This is a genomic window from Sphingobacterium sp. UBA2480, assembly GCF_002341965.1.
Classification (GTDB): domain Bacteria; phylum Bacteroidota; class Bacteroidia; order Sphingobacteriales; family Sphingobacteriaceae; genus Sphingobacterium; species Sphingobacterium multivorum.
Map to the genome: position 1 here is coordinate 588,218 of NZ_DDPA01000007.1, position 21,593 is coordinate 609,810.

Annotated in this window: 14 protein-coding genes; all 14 read left to right on the forward strand. The window is 43.7% G+C overall.

All coding sequences use genetic code 11. The annotated features are described in order from the left end of the window. The first annotated feature begins 56 nt into the window (after positions 1-56). The 14 genes from B3600_RS15725 (at position 57) to B3600_RS15790 (ending at position 21,572) form a co-directional block, all read left to right on the forward strand. A complete protein-coding gene (locus B3600_RS15725; protein ID WP_070568055.1) occupies positions 57-3,179 on the forward strand; it encodes a SusC/RagA family TonB-linked outer membrane protein in 3,123 nt (1,040 codons plus the stop codon). Position 3,180: 1 nt separating this feature from the next. After that, positions 3,181-5,031, forward strand: a complete 1,851-nt coding sequence (locus tag B3600_RS15730; RefSeq protein ID WP_115050423.1) for a RagB/SusD family nutrient uptake outer membrane protein — start codon at positions 3,181-3,183, stop codon at positions 5,029-5,031. Positions 5,032-5,043: 12 nt separating this feature from the next. Continuing rightward, positions 5,044-5,721 (forward strand): DUF3823 domain-containing protein, encoded by a 678-nt coding sequence (locus B3600_RS15735; RefSeq protein ID WP_046675306.1) that lies wholly within the window; start codon positions 5,044-5,046, stop codon positions 5,719-5,721. A 123-nt stretch (positions 5,722-5,844) separates the two neighbouring features. Continuing rightward, positions 5,845-7,758 (forward strand): family 43 glycosylhydrolase, encoded by a 1,914-nt coding sequence (locus B3600_RS15740; RefSeq protein ID WP_286753621.1) that lies wholly within the window; start codon positions 5,845-5,847, stop codon positions 7,756-7,758. 26 nt (positions 7,759-7,784) lie between these two features. Next, entirely contained in the window at positions 7,785-10,283 is a 2,499-nt protein-coding gene (locus tag B3600_RS15745) for a sugar-binding domain-containing protein (RefSeq protein WP_286753622.1), read from the forward strand. A 251-nt stretch (positions 10,284-10,534) separates the two neighbouring features. Continuing rightward, positions 10,535-11,326 carry an alpha/beta hydrolase gene (locus B3600_RS15750; protein WP_201638924.1) on the forward strand — a complete coding sequence of 264 codons (792 nt, stop codon included), beginning with the start codon at positions 10,535-10,537 and terminating at the stop codon, positions 11,324-11,326. Between the two features lie 125 nt (positions 11,327-11,451). Beyond that, the gene (locus B3600_RS15755) at positions 11,452-13,302 is read left to right on the forward strand and encodes an FAD-dependent oxidoreductase (protein ID WP_286753623.1); all 1,851 of its coding nucleotides are present in this window, start codon (positions 11,452-11,454) and stop codon (positions 13,300-13,302) included. Between the two features lie 24 nt (positions 13,303-13,326). Beyond that, the gene (locus tag B3600_RS15760; RefSeq protein WP_286753624.1) at positions 13,327-14,754 is read left to right on the forward strand and encodes a DUF5009 domain-containing protein; all 1,428 of its coding nucleotides are present in this window, start codon (positions 13,327-13,329) and stop codon (positions 14,752-14,754) included. Position 14,755: 1 nt separating this feature from the next. Continuing rightward, positions 14,756-16,072, forward strand: a complete 1,317-nt coding sequence (locus tag B3600_RS15765) for an MFS transporter (RefSeq protein ID WP_201638927.1) — start codon at positions 14,756-14,758, stop codon at positions 16,070-16,072. A 5-nt stretch (positions 16,073-16,077) separates the two neighbouring features. Further along, positions 16,078-16,767: a GDSL-type esterase/lipase family protein gene (locus B3600_RS15770; protein ID WP_286753625.1), complete on the forward strand. Its 690-nt coding sequence runs from the start codon at positions 16,078-16,080 to the stop codon at positions 16,765-16,767. After that, on the forward strand, positions 16,764-17,483 hold the full coding sequence (locus B3600_RS15775) for a GDSL-type esterase/lipase family protein (RefSeq protein ID WP_286753626.1): 720 nt from the start codon (positions 16,764-16,766) through the stop codon (positions 17,481-17,483). Before B3600_RS15770 ends, B3600_RS15775 begins: the two co-directional genes overlap by 4 nt. Continuing rightward, positions 17,480-18,418: a DUF4434 domain-containing protein gene (locus tag B3600_RS15780; RefSeq protein WP_286753627.1), complete on the forward strand. Its 939-nt coding sequence runs from the start codon at positions 17,480-17,482 to the stop codon at positions 18,416-18,418. Before B3600_RS15775 ends, B3600_RS15780 begins: the two co-directional genes overlap by 4 nt. Before the next feature lie 135 nt (positions 18,419-18,553). Next, on the forward strand, positions 18,554-19,720 hold the full coding sequence (locus tag B3600_RS15785; protein ID WP_286753628.1) for an AGE family epimerase/isomerase: 1,167 nt from the start codon (positions 18,554-18,556) through the stop codon (positions 19,718-19,720). Between the two features lie 10 nt (positions 19,721-19,730). Further along, positions 19,731-21,572 carry a carbon starvation CstA family protein gene (locus tag B3600_RS15790; protein WP_286753629.1) on the forward strand — a complete coding sequence of 614 codons (1,842 nt, stop codon included), beginning with the start codon at positions 19,731-19,733 and terminating at the stop codon, positions 21,570-21,572. Positions 21,573-21,593: the final 21 nt, after the last annotated feature.

The window sequence follows — 21,593 nt, forward strand, 5'->3', positions numbered from 1 at the left end:
ATATTGTCTTGTCCGGCTAGATTGTATTATTTACTGTTTAATTCGTATTTAAATTTATGAAAAACTTAAAGATTGCTTCTTTTTACACCATGTTGAGTGTGATGCCAACATTGCTGTATGCGCAGGAGAAGGTTACGGGACAAGTTTTCAACAAAGCAAACGAGCCTATCGTTGGTGCGAGTGTACTCCTTCTAGAAGGGGGAAAGGGAACCTCAACAGACAAATCGGGGAAATTTGAGCTGAATGCCAACAAAGGAACGCTCGTTGTGTCATTTGTTGGATATAAGACTCGCCGAGTTCCATTGGATGGAACAACAAATTTAAAAATCCAGCTCGAGGCAGATGAAAATGTTTTGGAGGATGTCGTCGTTGTTGGTTATGGTAAACAGTCCAAACGTAATATTACGGGGGCAGTAAGCAATATTAAATCAGAGGATATTGTACGGTCATCATCGACGACAACTGCTGGGGCTTTGGCAGGAAAGGTGCAGGGGATCTCCGTGCGTGCCAAAGACGCGCGTCCCGGTCGTGGTGCAGCGATTGAAATCCGGAATATGGGCTCGCCATTATATGTAATTGATGGGGTTGCCTACGGAGGTCAGGAAGGTACGGACTGGGTCGGTACACAGAATGGCTCCGGAGCAGATATCTTCAACTCGCTAAATCTCGAAGATATTGAGAGTATCTCTATTTTGAAAGATGCCGCAGCGGCAGTATATGGATTCCGTGCTTCTAGAGGTGTTGTACTTATTACCACCAAAAAAGGAGCAAAAGGAGAAAGTGCAAAAATCAATATTAATGGCTACCAAGGCTGGCAGAATTTGACACGTTTTCCGACCATGGCAAACGCGAAACAATACACGCGTGGATTGGTTGAGGCTGCGCAGAATGAAAACCGCGATCCGAAGACGGTTTATACGCCCGAGGAGTTGGCTAAATGGCAGGCTGGAACAGAGCCTGGCTACCAAGGCTATGATTATTATGATATGGTGATCCGTAAGAATATCCCACAGCGATACATCAATGCCAATGTCACCGGTGGAAGTGAAAAATCAAATTATTTCCTGTCATTGGGCCACCTCAATCAGGATGCAATGATCAAGGATTTCAATTATAAGCGAACCAATTTTCAGGCCAATATGGAAGCTGAGGTACTCAAAGGACTTACAGTGGGTACACAGATTTCAGGAAGACATGAGGGAACCCAGGATGTTGGCTTACCAGGTGGAGATGGCTACTTCTCCTCGATTTTGGCTATTATGAAAAATAGACCGACGGTAGGCCCTTATGCAAATGACAATCCAGAGTATATCAATCATACAAATGATTTTCCCTATAACCCGGCGCTCTTTAGTCGCGATATCGCCGGCTATAAAGACAATAAATACCTTGCTGGAAACGTGAATCTCTTTGCGGCCTATAAGACAAATTTTGGTTTGTCGGCAAAGGGAACTGTTTCTTACAATTATACCAATAATAAATTTGAAGGCTTCCAATATACCTATGATGTATATCGATACGAAAATAATGCCTATAAGCGAACTGGTGGAAGTGATGCTGGCTGGCGTTACGATACCACGAGGGAGATTGTTTCTCGGTTTGCGCAGTTCCAGATCGATTATAACAAGCAGATCGGCGATCACACTTTCGCAGGAATGTTAGGCTATGAGCGCTCAGACTGGGACCGGACGTATAAAGCGTTGGGCGCAAATCCTTCGAACAATTATATCCCGTTGTTGAGACTGTCGGAGCTCAATAGTTTGGCCGATGAATGGGCTTACGAGGCTCGGGCTGGATATATTGGCCGTATCAATTACAACTACAAGGGCAAGTATCTTCTGGAAGTTCTGGGCCGTTATGACGGGTCCTTTAAATATTATGAGGGTAAACGCTGGGGATTGTTTCCAGGAGCATCAGTAGGTTGGCGTATTTCGGATGAGGGGTTCTTCAAGCCTTTGAAATCCGTCGTGAGTGACCTTAAAATCCGTGCTTCGATCGGGCAAACTGGACTTGAAGAGGGTGTGGGAATGCATGATTACCTTGCCGGATATAATTGGGCGGCTGGAAGTGCTGTCTTAGACGGAGCCTATGTACCCGGGGTACAGCCTAGAGGTTTACCAGTGCGCAACCTCTCCTGGGTTAAAAATACCAATTATAATATGGGGGTCGATGCAACCTTGTTGAATAATAAGCTGACATTGACGGCCGATATCTTTAAAATTATCCGTACTGGATATCCTGGAAAACGATACGATGTCCTATTACCAGCTGAAATCGGTTATGACCTTCCCAATGAAAACCTCGGCAAAAACGGCTATTATGGTGCGGAAGGTATCATTACCTATACCGATAAGGTCGGTGAACTTAACTATGTTGTCAGTGGGAATATGACTTTTTCACGTTATCGTGACCTAGAAACCTATAAGCCTCGTTTCAGTAATTCGTGGAATGAATACCGTAACTCGATTGAAGACCGCTGGGGTGGCGTATGGTGGGGATACCAAGTTGTCGGAAGATTTCAGTCGGAAGAAGAGATCCGCAACCATCCGATCAATAATGATGGTCAGAACAATAGGACACAACTTCCTGGTGATCTGATTTATAAAGATGTAAACGGCGATGGTGTTATCAATGATATGGATCAGCGTCCGATTGGTTATCCGACAGGTTGGGCACCGATGATGAGCTTCGGTGGCCGGATAGGACTTGACTGGAAGGGTATCAACTTAAATATTGATTTGGCCGGTGGTGCGGTGCAATCCTGGTTTCAGGATTATGAGTTACGTAATGCCTTCCATGGTGGTGGTAATTCTCCAGCCTACCTGCTGGAAGATAGATGGCATCGCAAAGACCCTTATGATCCAAACAGCGAATGGATTCCGGGACGCTACCCTGCGATTCGTAACGGCAACTCAGGTCCCAATAGTCGAAACAGTGATTTTTGGTTGACCAATGTGCGTTACCTCCGAGTCCGCAACCTGGAGGTTGGATACAATCTGCCAAAAGCATGGATTCAAAAGATTAAGGCCGAAAAAATACGGTTCTATATCAATGCTTCAAACTTGATTTCGTTTGACAATGTCAAAGACTACCAGATTGATCCCGAGATCGAAGCGAGAGCAGCAGTAGTATATCCACAGCAAAGGGTATTTATGGTTGGATTTAATATGACTTTTTAACATGAAACTACGATTTAAACTTACCTACATAGGCGTTGCTTTATTGACCTTGTCCTCGTTGAGCAGCTGCAATCACGACGATTGGTTTGACCGGGATTCAAAATCATTGATTACCGATGCACAGCTTTGGAATGATCCGAAACTGTTGACTTCACTCGTCGCCAATTATTACGATAGAATGCCAACGTTACATGGTGTTTTCAATACAGGAGGAATGACCGAATTGGATGATGCGATGTGGTCGGGGCATCGCGATCAAAACTGGCGTAACGATTACCAATTTGGTGACGATTACGGTCGCTATTGGGACTATGGACTTATTCGGGATCTGAATCTTTCCCTAGAAAATATCGATCAGTTCAGTACACAATTGTCTGATGCACAACGCAAGCAGTATAAAGCCGAATTACGCTTCATCCGCGCTTTTGTTTACTTCGAACTCGTCAAACGCATGGGAGGGGTTCCGATTGTCACTACGCAACTTATCTATGACTTTAGCGGCGATCCAACACCATTGCAGGTGGCACGTGCCAAAGAGTATGAAGTCTACGATTTTATTTACAAAGAACTGGAAGAGATTAAGGAAGATCTCGCCGTCTATAATGCCAGTAAGACCAGAGCCAACAAGTATACGGCATTAGCTTTGGAAAGTCGGGCAATGCTTTATGCGGCATCCATCGCGAAATATAATAATCTGATGGCCTCACCGATAACGACTGCAGGGGGAGAAGTGGGAATTCCTGCCAATATGGCTACTGGGTATTATACCAAGTCGCTGGCTGCCTCCAAGGAAATTATGAACGGTCCTTATGCGCTTTACAATGAGAATGCCGATAAAGGTGCCAATTTTTATGATATGCTCAATAAGAAAACTGGTGCTGAGGTCATCTTTGCAAAGGATTTTGTAACGAGTTTAAAAGTTCACCGCTTTGCTTATGACAATATCGTCAGAAGTCTGACCGAAGACAATGAGTCGTCATCGACGATTTCGCCTTCATTGAGCCTTGTAGAAAGTTTTGATTATCTAGACGGTAGCAAAGGTACATTACATGATAAAAACGGCGCAGGAAATTACGTAGCCTACCAAAATATCAACGATATTTTTGCAAATAAAGATGCCCGTTTGTTTGGAACGGTGATTTATCCGGGAACTTCATTCCGCGGACGTGCTGTAAGTATTCAGGCTGGAGTGGCAACTTGGGGGGCAAATGGAGCCTACCAGTTTACTGCAGCACCACAACTGGGACAGAATTATGCGAGTGGTGGTTTGTGGACCGGCTTTGATGGACCGCTTTATGATGCACAGGACGTCAGCAACACCGGTTTCTATATCCGGAAATTTGTCAGTGATGCGCCGGCGGCCAGCACACGTGGTACATCAGCTGCTAACTGGTGGCCGTGGTTTCGTCTGGGTGAAATTTATCTCAACGCGTCAGAAGCTGCATTTGAGCTGGGGCAGACTGTAGATGCAAGAACTTATGTCAATAAGTTGCGGGAAAGAGCAGGATTTCCGGCCAATAGCATCAGTAACCTAACGATGGATATCATCCGTAATGAACGCCGTGTCGAACTTGCCTTCGAAGATCATCGTTACTATGATCTTAAAAGGTGGCGTATTGCACATTTGGTGTGGGACGGATCTGAAAATGATCCCAACGCGGTTGTATATGGACTATATGCTTATCGTGTCGTGCGTCCAGGGCATGCCGATGACGGTAAGTATATCTATGAACGGGTAAGACCTGCGCGTTTCAGAAAGGCACGCTTTTTCCGTATGGCCAATTATTATGCGTCCATTAGTCAGGATGTCATCAATAAAAATCCTAAAATAGTTAGAAATCCATTCCATTAATCTAATTGAACCATGAAAATAAAATTTTTAAGCTTATTGATAGCTTTTGCAAGTCTACTCGTTGTAGGTTGCGAATATGATAATTTTGAAGCTCCAAAATCAACCCTTTCAGGACGCGTTGTTTATGAGGGGAAGGCGATTGGCGTTCGGAATAACGGCCCTCAATTGGAATTATGGCAGGATGGGTACCCGCTTCGCTCAGCAATACCCGTATATTTTGATCAGGATGGCTCTTTTTCTGTTAGTCTTTTTGATGGCGAATACAAATTGGTGCGGAAAGGAGATTCACCATGGCTGCAACAGGCAACTGATACGGTTTTGGTACAAGTGAAGGGCAATACGACCATTGATGTACCTGTAACACCCTATTTTACGGTGACAAACGAGTCTTTTCAAAAAAATAATAACAGTATTTCGGCTAACTTTACGGTGAACAGAATAGTAGGTACGGCAAATTTGGAGTTTGTGCGTCTTTACCTCGGTAAATCTGTCCTGACAGATCAGGTACAACGCGAGCTACGTGTGGACGCCAATTTGGCTAACGTTGCTTTCGGTCAACCGACGAGGATTGTCGGAGAGTTGCCGGACAATTTGAAAAACCTCGATTATGTGTTTGCCCGAATAGGGGTGAAAGCTACGGTATCGGGAGAGTACTACTATACTGCCGTTCAAAAAATAGCTTTAAAATAGGTACTGACGACAAGTTAAATGGTCAGATTACGAAGCCACGGGATCAAATCCCGTGGCTTTTAGAGATGCAAAAATGTATAGACGCGAAAATAAGCCAATGCTTATTTCTTCAACTAAATCTTCATGAAAAAAAACAGAATTTCAATCTTAGTTACCTTATTTTTAATACATGCTACATGCGGTGTTTTTGCACAGGCTTATCGCAGCGGACCTACCGACAAAGATTTTGCAGGTTACTTATTTGCCTATTTCAAAGGGAATGCTGTTGTAGACGAAGCTGTTTGTTTTGCGATCAGCACAGATGGCTATACCTATCGCGCGTTGAATGATAATCAACCTATCCTGGATTCGAAGATAATCAGTAAAACCGGCGGTGTACGTGATCCGCATATTCTCCGTGGCGAAGATGGAAAAACATTTTATATGGTGCTCACCGACATGACTTCCTCCAAAGGCTGGGATTCTAATCGGGGTTTGATCCTGCTAAAATCCGAAGACCTTGTGCATTGGTCCCATCAGGCAATCGATATACAGCAGCGTTTCAAAGGTCAGGAAGCGTTGAAAAGAGTATGGGCGCCCCAGACTATATTTGACCCTTCGGTGGACAAATATATGGTGTACTGGTCCATGCAGCACGGAAATGGTCCAGATATCATCTACTATGCTTATGCAAACAAGGACTTTACAGATTTTGAAACCGAACCTAACGTGCTGTTTCTTCCAAAAAATGGTAAATCCTGTATCGATGGCGATATTATTGCAAAGAATGGTTTGTTCTACCTTTTTTACAAGACCGAAGGACATGGAAATGGCATTAAGCTGGCGATAACCGATTCACTGACTTCGAGTAAGTGGATTGAACAACCGGGCTATAAACAGCAGACCAATGATGCTGTGGAAGGATCCAGTGTCTTTAAACTCAATCAGTCGGACAAATATATCCTGATGTATGATGTCTATGGTAAGGGGAAGTATCAATTCTGCACCTCTGAAGACCTTGATCGTTTTAAAGTAATCGACCATCAAATTGACATGGATTTTCATCCACGGCATGGGACCATCATTCCTATTTCAAGACAAGAAATTCTGGATTTGACTACCAAATGGGGGAAACCCAAAGATATGGAATTCACATTCAGAAAGAATCCAGTATTGGATGGCTTTTATGCCGATCCGGATGTCCTTTATTCCAATAAAACAAAGAAATACTATATCTATCCAACGAGTGATGGCTTTGACGGTTGGGGTGGTTATTATTTTAAAACGTTTTCTTCAACAGATTTAAGTCATTGGAAAGATGAGGGTGTGATTTTGGATCTGAAAAAAGATGTTGCCTGGGGGCCTCGACATGCATGGGCACCTACAATTACGGAAAAGAAAATCAAGAACGATTATAAGTACTATTATTATTTTACAGCAGCCCAAAAGATTGGTGTTGCGGTGGCGGATTTGCCAACCGGCCCATTTAAAGATTCAGGTAAACCCTTGATCGATTTCAAACCAGAAGGTGTAAAAGGAGGGCAGGAAATTGACCCTGCAGTTTTCAATGACCCCAAGTCAGGAAAAAGCTATCTGTATTGGGGAAATGGCTATCTGGCTGTTGCTGAACTCAACAAAGATATGGTTTCGATCAAAAAAAATACAGTCAAGGTACTCACTCCGGATAAGACATTCCGCGAAGGTGCCTATGTTGTCTACCGAAAAGGTCTTTATTATTTCTTTTGGTCGGAGGACGACACCCGAAGTGAAAATTATCGGGTACGTTATGGAACCGCGACTTCTCCAGATGGACCGATCACTGTTCCTGAAAATAATTTAGTCTTGCAAAAGGATCCTGCCAAAGGCATTTATGGTACAGGACATAATTCTATTTTGCAGATTCCAGGTAAAGATGAATGGTATATTGTATATCATCGTTTTAATTATCCCAAAGGTATCGATATGGGCGATGCAGCTGGGTTTAATCGAGAGGTGTGCATGGACCGGTTATTTTTTGATGATCAGGGCCATGTATTGCCTGTCGTTCCTACACTTTAATCACTAAACCTAATGCATATAGTACAATGAAAAAAATAATAAGAAATCTGGCCGTTTTAGCTGTGTCAAGTTATTTGGGTATGAATAGCTTATATGCACAGCCCGGATTTGGTATCGCCGAACGTGTGAATTCGGATTGGCGTTTCCATTTGGGCGATATTGAAGGACAGGCAGGCGCTGAAAAGAATCGCGCAGGCTGGCAGCCCATTAGTTTGCCCCATGATTGGAGCGTCAAATATCCACTGAGCCCAACGCTCGCCAGTGCGACGGGCTATCTACCGGGCGGTATTGGTTGGTATCGAAAACAACTGACCATACCAGTGGAAGATCAGGGGAAAAGGTTGTTTCTATATTTTGAGGGGGTTTACAACCGAAGCGAAGTTTTTGTCAATGGTAAATCGGTTGGAAAGCGGCCCAATGGCTACGTTTCCTTTTCGTACGATATCACACCATACATTGAGTTTGGGAAGGAAAATACCATTGCTGTTAAGGTCGACCATAGTAAAAGCGCCGATTCAAGATGGTATACAGGATCAGGAATCTATCGCGATGTATGGCTTGTAAAGGCGAATACGCTGCATATCGATCAATGGGGAGTCTATGCCTATCCAGAACTAAGACAAGGAAAAGGTATTTTAAATACAGAAGTAGCCCTTGTCAACAGTACGCAAGTTGCTGCCCCGATTAAAGTGGAGCAGGAGCTGCTTGATCCAACAGGAAAAGTGGTTGCCAAAAAGTCGCAGAAAGTGCAGGTCGGGGCCGCGAATAAGGCAACTGTAACACAGCAATTGGCAGTATCGAATCCATCGTTGTGGAGTTTGGATCAACCCACACAATATACCCTGCGGACCATCGTAAGCCAAAATGGAAAGCGGATTGATCAGTCAGAGGTGAAAACAGGCTTTAGGGCCTTTACATTTGATCCGAACAAGGGCTTTGCCTTAAACAATTCCTGGATGAAAGTCAAAGGCGTTTGTTTGCATCACGACGCTGGGGTATTGGGAGCTGAAATGTATACTGAAGTATGGCGCCGCCGACTGCTTACCTTAAAATCTTTGGGGGTTAATGCCATTCGAACCAGTCATAATCCGCAGGCATCATCGCTTTATGCTTTATGTGATGAGCTCGGTTTACTTGTTATGGACGAAGCCTTCGACGAGTGGGAGTACCCGAAGAGGAAATGGTTACAGGGATGGAATGTCGGGACACCGGGTTTTGAGGGATCATACGACTTTTTTGAATCCTGGGGAGAGCAGGATCTGGCCGATATGGTCAAAAGAGACCGCAATCACCTTTCGATCTTCGCCTGGAGCATAGGCAACGAAGTGGATTATCCAAATGACCCTTATTCACATCCTGTCCTTAACGGCGAGAAGAAGGAAGGTGGTTTCACGCAGGCCTCGTATGGTGGTTACAAAAAGGATGCACCAGATGCGATGCGATTGGGGGATATCGCCAAACGCTTGGTAGCGGTTGTAAAAAAATATGATAAAAGTAGGGCTGTTACAGCAGGGCTTGCCGGGGTAGCGATGTCGAATGAAACAGCCTATCCGGGAGCACTTGATATTGCTGGATACAATTATACCGAAAGTCGTTATCAGCAGGATCATCAGCGCTATCCAGCACGGGTAATTTTTGGAAGCGAGAATCGACACGATCTTCCAGCATGGCTTGCGGTGCGTGACAACAACCATATATTTGGCCAATTTTTGTGGACAGGTATTGACTACCTCGGAGAGTCGGGGCGTTGGCCTTCACGTGGATTTTATTCAGGACTGCTGGATTTCGCAGGTTTTATCAAGCCGCGAGGCTATTACCGTCAATCACTGTGGTTGGATAAACCGATGGCTTACTTGGGTACTTATCCATTGCAGGGAGGTGCCGCAGCCACAGATGTTTGGTCTGCATTGGAATCTGAACAGGGGCAACGGAAAAATGAGGCACCTTCCATGGACGCCTGGCCAGTCTGGAACTACCAAGAGGGCCAGCAGATCAGGGTGGTCTGTTATACCAATAGTGCTAGCGCGCGCTTAGAATTGGATGCTCAAGTGGTGGGCGAAAAGAAAAACTACGATCAGAAAACAGGGATCATCTTTTGGGACATTCCTTATAAAGCAGGAAAGCTAGAGGTGGTGGGTTTGGATGCGAATGGCAAGGAGGTCGTTCGGCATGCGATTCAATCCAGCGAGAGACCCGCAGTTATTCAAGCTGTCATGTTGGGTAATCAGCAAGTCGAAGCTGGTGGAGTGATCCAGATTGCTTTGCAGATCCTGGATGAAAAGGGCGTTCCTGTCTTAATATCGGAGGATGAAATTACCTGTGACATCGTGGGAAATGCGCGTCTACTTGGAATGGAAGCTGGAAATAATGCCGATATGGGCGATTATACGGACAAGAAGCAGCGCGTTTATCACGGAAAGATGATCACTTATGTTCAGGCTTTGGGTAAATCTGGAGAAACGGTCGATGTACGTTTTACCGCACCTTGGTTGAAAACAGCAACGGTAAAATGCCGGATAAAATAGAGAATAAATAAGGTTTACGAAATAAGTAAGTCAATTCATTACCAGGTGTTTCATCTTGGGAATAAAAAGAGCATTGGAAAACTTTCAATGCTCTTTTTTATTTCCCAAGAGGTCTATCCGTAATTAGTTCGTTATAAAATAGTGTAATGTAGTTGTATTAAGTAAAAAAAATTATTAAATACTTTTTTTATTATAAATTTTATTATTAATTTAGCTTCACTATAAATCTAAAGACTGACTCAATTATACCAATGCGTTTAATCATATGCCTTTTATGTGTGGTCGGCAGCATGTTGGCCAAAGGACAAAAGCTTTATACCTTACAGTCTGCTCATCTTTCTGGAGTAGATTCTGGCTACGTTTATACACCAAAGATGAAGCCGGACAACCGTGCGTTACCTGTTGTATATGTGTTGCATAGCCATGGGGCGAATTATAAAAGCCTGTCAAGATTTATCGATTTTCAGGCATTGAGCGATCAATATGGCTTTGTCGTTGTATGTCCTGATGGTCTTGGTACGAGCTGGTTTTTAGACAGTCCACAAAAAGGCAGAGCACAATTTGGTCGATTTTTGACAGGGGAATTAATGCCTTACATACAGGATAAATATCATACGGATCGGGACAACTCATTTATTACGGGTGTGAGCATGGGGGGGCATGGTGCACTTTGGCTCTTTTTTAACTATCCATCTTTTTTTAAGAGTGCCGGTAGCAGTTCGGGAGTTGTCAATCTGAGACATTCGGCTTTCAAGAAGACAAGTCTAGCACAACATTTAGGGCAATACAGCGATCAAAATCCATTATTCGATCGTTTTAGTGCCATTCATAATGTCCATAAGATCGTAGGGACTGAAAAGACATTTATTTTTGATTGTGGTACTGAAGATTATCTATATGGGGCCAATAAGTCCCTTCGGGATAGTTGTGATGTACTCAAGATCAAAGCCACTTATATTGCTCAGCCCGGCGCTCATACCTCTGGCTATTGGGCTAAAACCATTCCGGTTCATTTCGCTTATTTTAATCGTCTGATCCATTAATCGATAACCTATGTTTTATTCACCTTATACTGATCCTTTAGTCCGACAACAAAACCGTGTATCTCTGGTTCTTACGTCGGTATTCGGCGCGTATTTTTCAAATTATTTACTGCAATTAACTTCATATGAATTGGTTTAAATCTTTTTTTTCTATTTTATTGGTTTCTGTCACGCTCTCCTCGCAGGGGCAGGCTGTTGCTTCATACGATGTATTGATTGTTGGGGGAGGCGCAAGCGGTGTTTCTGCGGCTTTGCAGGCTGCCCGTTTGGGAAGTAAGGTCCTTGTGGTGGAAGAGACAAGCTGGTTGGGTGGTATGCTCACTGCCGCTGGGGTCTCCGCTATTGACGGTAACCATCGTATGCCTTCGGGAATATGGGGCGAATTTAGGACAGAGCTTTATGCCTATTATGGTGGTCCAAAGGCCGTGGAAACAGGCTGGGTAAGCAATACGCTATTTGAACCTTCGGTCGGTAACCGTTTGCTAAAAAAGATGGTTGGAGCCGAAAAAAATATTGACGTTTGGTATAAAAGTACCCTTTTAGACCTGAAAAAACAGGCTAAAGGCTGGACCGTTGCCATTGAACAGGAAGGAAAAAAGAAAACCGTAAACGCTTCTATTTTAGTCGATGCGACGGAATTGGGTGATCTCTTGCCGCGTGCGGGTGTTGCTTACAGCATCGGTATGGATAGCCGCTACGATACGAAAGAAGAATTTGCCCCCGAAAAGGCCAATTCAATAATTCAAGACCTTACTTATGTCGCTATTCTGAAAGACTATGGTGCTGATCCAAAGAGATTGCTAAAGAAACCTCAGGGTTATGATCCTAAAGAATTTGAACATGCCTGTGATGTTAAAGATCCTGCTTCACACAGTGATACGCCTATCATCAATTGTGATCAAATGATTACCTATGGGAAATTGCCGAATGGAAAATACATGATAAACTGGCCTAAAGATGGAAATGATATCTACCTGAATATTATCGAAATGTCGCCAAAGGCGAGGGCTTTGGAGTTGCAAAAGGCGAAAGATCATTCCTTACGTTTTGTATATCATCTTCAAAATCAGCTTGGTTTTAAAAACTTGGGGCTTGCCGATGATGAATATGATACAGCCGATAAACTTCCCTTTATTGCTTATCATCGCGAGTCTAGACGCGCTAAGGGCTTGGTCCATTTGACATTGCCCTATGTGCAGCGTCCTTATGAGCAGGAGCTGCCCTTATACCGCACTGGTGGGATAGTAGGCGACTATACCATCGATCATCATCACCTGAAGAACCCGAATGCACCCAAAATCGATTTTGTTAAGATTCGGGTACCTTCTTATAATGTGCCCCTTGGAAGTTTGATTCCTGAGAAAGTAACGGATTTTATCGTTGCTGAAAAAAGCATCAGTGTGAGCAATATTGTGGCTGGAGCCACCCGCCTTCAGCCAGTGGTATTGGGTATTGGTCAAGCTGCCGGAGTACTTGCGGCGCTGTCCGCAAAAGAAGGTGTAAGCCCCAAAGAACTTTCGTTGCGGCAAGTGCAACAAGTACTTTTGGATAATCGTGCATACCTGATGCCCTTTATCGATATTGATCCAAAAGATAGCCTTTTTCAGGCAATCCAACGTATTGGAGCAACAGGTATTCTTAAAGGCAGAGGTGTGCCATACAAATGGGCCAATCAGACCTGGTTCTATCCCGAACACCGTATAAGCGAAGTGGATCTGATCGATGGTATGCGTAGTTATTATCCAGCGGCCGATAAAGTCGCTGGCTCGGGCGCCGATGTGACCGCAGGATTTTTTGTGGCTCTATTGCTCCAAGTCGATCCCACTTTGGATAAAGATAAAATCTGGTCCGTCATTGCAGCAAAAGAAAATCAAGTGTTAACAAGGGCTCAAGTGGCGGTTGTGTTGGATGATATCCTAAAGCCGTTTGAACGGCCAGTGGATTTTACCGGCCAATTTATAACAACAAAAAATTGATTTCCTAACGCATAGAAAAACGAGATGATACCAATTTTACCAAATTCCACAGCGACTCCACAGCAGCGAAACGATAGTTTAGATGTGCTGCGAGGAATTGCCATCCTTTTAATGGTGCTTTCATCGAGCATTTCATTTGGAAGCCTTCCTGCTTGGATGTACCATGCACAGGTGCCACCGCCCAAGCATGTATTTGATCCCAGTATAGCGGGTATAACCTGGGTAGATCTGGTTTTTCCGATTTTCCTTTTTACGATGGGGGCGGCGATCCCATTGGCTATGCGGAAAAAAGTGGCTAACCTAAACGCTGGGCGTATTGTGAGTACAATTTTTAAACGTTTCGTTGCCTTATTCTTTTTCGCCTTATTTTCTTTTTATATGCGCGCTTGGGTTATGAGTGGTGAGCCTGCTGCGTCGCAGTATCTCTTGTCAATCGTGGGTTTTGTCCTGCTCTTTGCCCTCTATGCCGATTTAACGTCCTATTTGCCGATGCGGACCGCGAGACTTGTTCACGTAGCGGCCCTGTTGCTATCTGTAGGGATGCTATATCTGCTGTATGCACAAACGGATAAATTTACCCTCGAGAAGACAGATATTATTATTCTGGTACTGGCCAATATGGCTTTGTTTGGAACACTGTGGTGGTGGCTGACGGCGAAATCCATTTGGTTACGTATGGCGATTTTACCATTTATTATGGGCGTTTTTTTGGGCGCGAAAGAAGTCGGTAGTATCAACGAATTTATCTACAAACTCAGCCCTGCGACTTGGCTTTATCAATTTTATTACCTCAAATACCTCTTTATTATCCTTCCGGCTACAGTTGTCGGCGAGTGGATTATTGCTGATAGGTCGTTGGCCGACAAACCCAGGATGCGGCGGTCTCAACTAGCGTTACAAGGTTCGCTCTGTGCCATTCTCATTGGGCTGAATGTCTTCAATCTCTATATGCGTTATCTCGATATCAATATCGGACTTACCCTGATGTTGATCTTTTCACTATGCTTCTGTTCAGATGTTTTTCGGAAGGGCGAAGTACTGACACTACAGGCAAAAATGGCTGTGCTCGGAAGCTATCTGCTTTTTTTAGGACTGATCTTCGAAGCGTATGAGGGGGGAATAAAAAAGGATTATTCCACATACAGCTATTATTTTGTCTCTACGGGCTTAGCCTGTTATGCGCTAACAATGTTGTGTTGTATCGAGAAACTTGCTTTTGGAAAATCGCTGTTTCGAGGTATAGCACTGGTTGGTAAAAATCCGATGGTCGCCTATACCGCAGGAAATCTAGTGTTGATCCCACTTTTGGCGCTTACGGGACTACAGAGCGCTCTTGATCAGATGGGGGCACAGGGTGTTTTTGGGGGAGTGATGCGAGGTGTATTATTCACTGGAATCGTGGCGCTGTTGACGATAGTGAGCAGCCGGTTAAAACTTTATTGGAAGTCATAAAATGAATGAATTATTAGAACAAACGATGGAGCTTCGCAAAGGGCGTAAGGCACTTCCGCCTATTTTTTGGATCTCCACAACATGGTTTGCCATGGGGCTACCTTTTGTTGCCCTTTCGGGTGCGAGCTCCATTATGTATAAAAATTTGGGGGTATCGGACGCAAAGATTGCTTTTTGGACCTCTTTGATTATGCTGCCCTGGACAATAAAACCCTTATGGGGTCCTTTTTTGGAGCTGTATAAGACCAAGAAATTTTTTGTCTATACCACCCAGCTGCTCACGGGACTACTCTTTGGTCTGCTTGGTCTTACGCTGCAGTTGGATCATTTCTTTAGCTTCTCCATTGCCTTGTTGACCCTGATTGCATTTAGTGGTTCCACACATGATACCGCAGCCGACGGGGTATATTTGAATGAACTGAATGCAAAACAACAGGCAAAATATGTCGGCTGGCAGGGTGCCTTCTATAATGTGGCCAAAGTGTTTTCTGGAGGTGTACTCGTTTATTTGGCGGGGCAATTGGAGCAGGAAATCGGTATTAAATCCGCATGGATGGTGGTGATGTTTGCTTATGGATTTATTATGTTGGCGATTGGATTGTACAGTATACGTGCTTTACCTGCTCACCACGAAGCTCCCAAATCCACTTCTTTAAAGGAGGGGATGGATACGCTTAAAGACGTTATCATAACATTTTTTCAGAAAAAGAATATTTGGTTTAGTTTACTTTTTATTGTCTTTTATCGTTTTGCTGAAGGGCAGGCCATTAAGATCACTCCGTTATTTTTTAAAGCACAACGTACCGAAGGTGGGCTTGGCCTGAGTACTTCGGAAATTGGATTGCTTTATGGTGTATTTGGTGCCATAGCTTTTGTGTTGGGGTCGATTGTCGCAGGGCATTTTGTATCCAAAAAGGGCTTAGACCGCAGGACACTTATGATCCTTTGTGCCTTCTTTAATATTCCATTTGTAGCTTATGCCTTTCTTGCGATCACATTGCCGACAAACCTTTATCTCATAGCTACTGCTGTCGCCATCGAGTACTTTGGATATGGTTTTGGCTTTATCGGAATTATTCTTTTTATCATGCAAAATATTGCCCCAGGTAAATATAAGATGGCACACTACGCTTTCGGAAGTGGACTTGTTAATCTGGGATTTATGATTCCTTCGATGATCAGCGGCTGGCTGAGTGATCATTTGGGCTATCAAGAATTTTTTATCTGGGTGTTGATTTCTACTATTCCGGCCTTTTTGGTTTCCTGGTGGGTGCCATTGCGAAAACCCGAAAAAGAGCATACCGACGAAAATAATTAATGCATATGAACATACTTACTTATAGGAACTGGAAGGCCTTATGGTTGCCTTTTTTTTTACCGGCATTGACTTTAGCGCAATCAAAGGGCATTGATTCTACGTTTGATAATCAGCATTATCGCGCAAGGCTTGAGTTTTTTAAAGCGATGCCCAACCAGAAGGACGAAATCGTTTTCCTTGGTAATAGCATTACCGAAGGTGGAAAATGGCAAGAAATCCTCCAACGTAAGCATGTGATCAATCGGGGGATTAGCGGTGATGTGACTTACGGTATTTTAGCACGACTAGACGAGATATTAGCGTCCAGACCACGAAAAATATTTCTGCTCTGTGGGGTGAACGACATGAAAAGAGGAATACCGCTTTCCATTATTTCAACGAATATAGAAAGGATAATAAAGCAGGTTAAAAAGCAGTCGCCAAATACAGCGCTTTTTGTGCAGGGACTTCTACCTGTGAATGAATCTTTACTGCCAAAAATCTATGAAGAGGTTCGGAATGACAAGATCGTGCTACTGAACAAAGCTTTGAAAGATTTATGTACGGCACATCAAGTTCGTTTTGTAGACTTACAGCCGATATTGGCGGACGGTAATGGGGAACTAAAAGCTGAGCTAACAATTGATGGTTTACATCTGAAGCAGGCCAGCTATTTGATTTGGGCCAATTATTTAAAACAGCAAAAACTATTATGAGATCATTGGAATTTTTTAAGGTGTATCGTATTTTCCAAGGTTGCTTCCTAATTGGAATATATCTATCGGTATTTTCCCAGCCCCTCTCAGCTCAGGAGATTAAAATAGATAGCAGTTACGCCAACTGGTATTATCAACAACGAATGGCCTATTTCGAACAAAGTCCAACCATTAAAGGAGCAATCGTGTTTTTGGGAAACAGTATTACTGAACGGGCAGAATGGCAGGAATTGCTTGCAGATTTAAGATATCCTGTACTGAACAGGGGGATAGGCGGAGATAATTCGTTTGGGATTCTTGCGCGTATCGATGAGGTGTTGCGCGGACGTCCGCGGGCAATTTTTCTGATGGATGGCATTAATGACCAATTCAGAAAGCTTCCGCAGGAAGTGTCGGTCAATAACTACAAGCGTATCATTAAACGAATAAAAAAGATCTCACCAAAGACCCTTATCTATCTTCAGAGTGCTTTACCAATCAATGAAGAACTCACAAAAGAGCCCTATACAAAAGGTAGAAATGTGCTGGTTCCAATCTTAAATGAAAAACTAAGACAGCTTGCAGCAGATGAAAATATTCCATTTGTCGACCTCTGTCCACTTTTTCAGTACAATGAGGGAAAACTTAACGCAGTTTATTCTGCTGATGGTATCCATCTGATACCAAGTGCCTACATAAAATGGGTACAATTATTAAAAGAAAAGAAATATTTATGAGAATTACAGGGACATTTATTGACGAGATTTCCCACGATATTCCGCACCAAAATTGGGGCCCGGAAGAGTGGGATCGGGATTTTGCATATATGAAGGCAATTGGTATAGACACTGTTATTATGATTCGCAGTGGCTATCGTAAATTTATAACCTATCCATCGGCTTATCTGATGGACAAATATGGCTGTTTTAAACCATCGTTGGATCTTGTAGCGCTTTATCTGCAGCTTGCAGATAAGTATGAGATGAAATTCTATTTTGGACTTTATGACAGCGGTATTTATTGGGAGACAGGAGATCTGAGTCACGAAATCGATGCCAATCAATATGTAATTGAAGAGGTCTGGGCTAAATATGGGCATTATAAAAGCTTCGGTGGATGGTATATCAGTACGGAAATCAGCCGTAAAACGAAAGGGGCTGTTCATGCTTTTCGTACACTTGGTTTACAGTGCAAAGCCGTCAGTGGGGGCTTGCCGACATTCATATCGCCCTGGATTGATGGGAAAAAAGCCGTGCTTGCTGCTTCTCCAGAGCTTAGTAAAGCCGATGCAGTTTCGGTATTGGAACATGAAAGGGAATGGGGCGAAATTTTTGAAGGTATACAAGGAGCTGTCGACGTAGTGGCCTTTCAGGATGGACACATTAATTACGATGAGCTTCCCGATTTCTTTGAGGTCAATAAGAAATTGGCTGATAAATATGGTATGGCCTGTTGGACGAATGCCGAATCTTTCGACCGGGATATGCCGATCAAATTTCTTCCGATCAAGTTTGATAAACTAAGGCTAAAACTTGAAGCTGCAGCGAAGGCTGGTTATGATAAGGCTATTACTTTCGAATTTTCTCACTTTATGAGTCCGCAATCCGCTTATTTACAGGCGGGACACCTTTACAATCGGTACCGAGAATATGCACTGAACCACAATTGGTGATAGGGATCGCGTGTTTACAGCACGCGAAATGACGACAAAAGCAATCTCGAAGAAGTCAGAGAACAAGAAATAGCATTATTGATAAGAGTAGGCCAGAGATTTTAAATGGCCTTTAAAGAGCAAATTCATTTATATATGAATCATTACAGTACAATTTATAAAGACGAATTATTTAATCATATTCTTCCTTTCTGGACGGAGCATTCGCTCGATAGGGAGTATGGTGGCTATTTTACCTGTCTGGATAGAAGAGGTGGAGTTTTTGACACGGATAAGTTTATGTGGCTGCAGGGGCGGCAAGTTTGGCTCTTTTCGAGTATTTACAACAAAATTGAAACACGGTCATCCTGGTTGGATATTGCAGTTCATGGTGCCAGCTTTATGGAAAAACATGGACGTGACGAAGAGGGGAACTGGTATTTTTCACTTGATCGGCAAGGGAAGGCGCTTGTGCAGCCCTATAATGTTTTTTCCGATTGCTTTGCTGCTATGGGATTTGGTGCCCTGTATACAGCAACTCAGGAGCAGCGTTACGCGGAAATTGCTCAAGATACCTTTCATAATATATTGAAACGTCGAACACATACGAAGGGGATATACGATAAGGCTGTTCCAGGGGTACGTCCATCAAAGAATTTTGCTTTGCCTATGATCTTGAGCAACCTCTCCATCGAACTGGAGCATTTATTGGAACCTAATCTGGTGCAGGAATTGATTGAGGATATCGTGGTCGAGGTAATGGATGTGTTTTATAAAGAGGAGCAGGGGCTTGTCTTTGAAAATGTAAGTCCCAATGGTTCATTGCTGGATAGTTTTGAAGGAAGATTGCTCAATCCGGGACATGCGATAGAAGCCATGTGGTTTATGATGGATCTAGGAGAAAGACTGCAGCGACCAGCGTTGATTGAAAAAGCCATGCATATTGGTCTTCGTATGTTGGAGCATGGATGGGATGAGAAATATGGAGGTATATTCTACTTTATGGATGCGCAGGGTAAACCAACCCAGCAGTTGGAATGGGACCAGAAGTTATGGTGGGTGCACTGTGAAACACTGGTCTGTATGGCGAAAGCCTGGGTACTGACGGGTAATGAAGAGGCTAAACGTTGGTTTGAACGAGTTCATGAATATACCTGGACACATTTTAGGGATCCCGAACATGGCGAATGGTTTGGCTACCTCAATCGAAGAGGTGAGGTATTGCTCGATCTCAAAGGCGGAAAATGGAAGGGATGCTTTCATGTGCCTCGTGCCTTATGGAAGGTATATGAGGTGTTTGAAAAAGCAAAAATAATCGTGTAACTTAATTGCTATGGATGCTCTCAATGGAATAAATGCGTTGACCTTAGTTTTCGCAGCGATATTGATTTTTGCGATCGCGTATCGTTTTTATGGCTTGTTTCTAGCAAATAAGCTGCTCAGGTTGAATGGAAGTCGCCAGACACCGGCGGTGGAGTTTGCTGATGGCCATGATTATGTGAAAACCGATAAAAAAGTGTTGTTTGGCCATCATTTCGCCGCGATAGCTGCGGCAGGACCACTAGTTGGTCCAGTTCTCGCGGCACAGTTTGGTTATCTGCCGGGCGCTCTGTGGATATTAATTGGTTGTGTATTAGGTGGCGGTGTGCACGATATGGTCGTGCTTTTCGCTTCTGTACGACATAAAGGCGAAAGTTTGGCAACCATTGCCTCCAAGGAGGTCAGTAAACCTATTGGCACTATTGCTGGTATCGCCGTACTTTTTATTTTGATCCTAACGTTGGCCGGACTATCGCTGGCCTGTATCAGTGCAATGCACGAGGCACCATGGTCTTTATTTACGATTGTACTGACAATGCCCATTGCTATTTTAATGGGCTTGATGATGCGCTATCGGGAGGGCTCGGTGACCTTGGCGAGTATCATTGGTGGTATCTTGCTTATTGCAGGTATTATAGCCGGTCATCACCTGATGCAGGTTCCAACTTTTCACGCACTTTTCAACTGGGATGTGAAAACGATCTCTATCGGTATTGCTGTATATGGTTTCTTCGCTTCAGTATTGCCCATCTGGCTATTATTGGTTCCGAGAGATTACCTGTCGACCTATCTCAAAATAGGTACAATTATTATGCTGACGGTAGGAATATTTTTTGTTGCACCAACAATTCAGATGCCCGCCTTGACCTCATTTATCCATGGTGGCGGACCTGTAATTTCAGGACCTGTCTTGCCCTTTATCTTTATTGTGATTGCCTGTGGAGCCATATCAGGGTTCCACGCTATTATCGCAACCGGGACGACGCCCAAAATGATCGGTAATGAACGTGAGATCTTGTTTGTGGGGTATGGCGCCATGCTTGTTGAGGGCTTTGTTGCCTTGATGGCCTTGATTGCAGCTTGTACGTTGATGCCTGGTGATTATTTTGCGATCAATACGCCGGTAGCCGATTATGCACAGTTTCTAACGCAGCACCCCCATCTTTCAGCTGTGGATTTACCACATTTTATAGACAGAATAGGTGTAGATCTGCACGGTAGGACGGGCGGGGCAGTGTCGTTGGCTGTAGGGATGGCTCATATCTTCGATAAGGTTCCTTTTATGAACGATATAATGGCCTATTGGTATAATTTTGCTATCATGTTTGAAGCTGTTTTTATTCTTACAGCGATTGATGCAGGTACCAGGGTGGGACGTTTTTTTCTACAGGAAATGCTAGGAACTGTTTTCCCTAAATTTAGCGATAAAAACTGGAAACCAGGTGTATGGATTTGCAGCGCCCTGTTTACGTTTTCCTGGGGATATTTGGTTTATACCGGTAACGTAAGTAGCATTTGGCCATTATTTGGTATTAGCAATCAGCTCTTGGCAGCCTGTGGTCTGATTGTATGTACAACGATGCTCATCCGGATGAATAGACGAAAATATGTCTTGTTTGCAGCCGTTCCCGGTGTCTTTATGGCCGTGATTACATTTTGGGCCGGCTATCTTCAGGTGGTACAAGGATATGTGCCTAAAGGACAGTACCTACTGGCGGGCTTGGCCGTAGCAGCGATGTCATTGATGGCGATTGTATTTATCGGAACGTTTAAGAAGTGGATATACCTTGCACAACGGAAAGAGCAGGTGAAAGATCAATATGGAGAGGTTGTGAAGGAAATTGTGGAAAGATAAAGTAGCGCGTGGATTTCACGG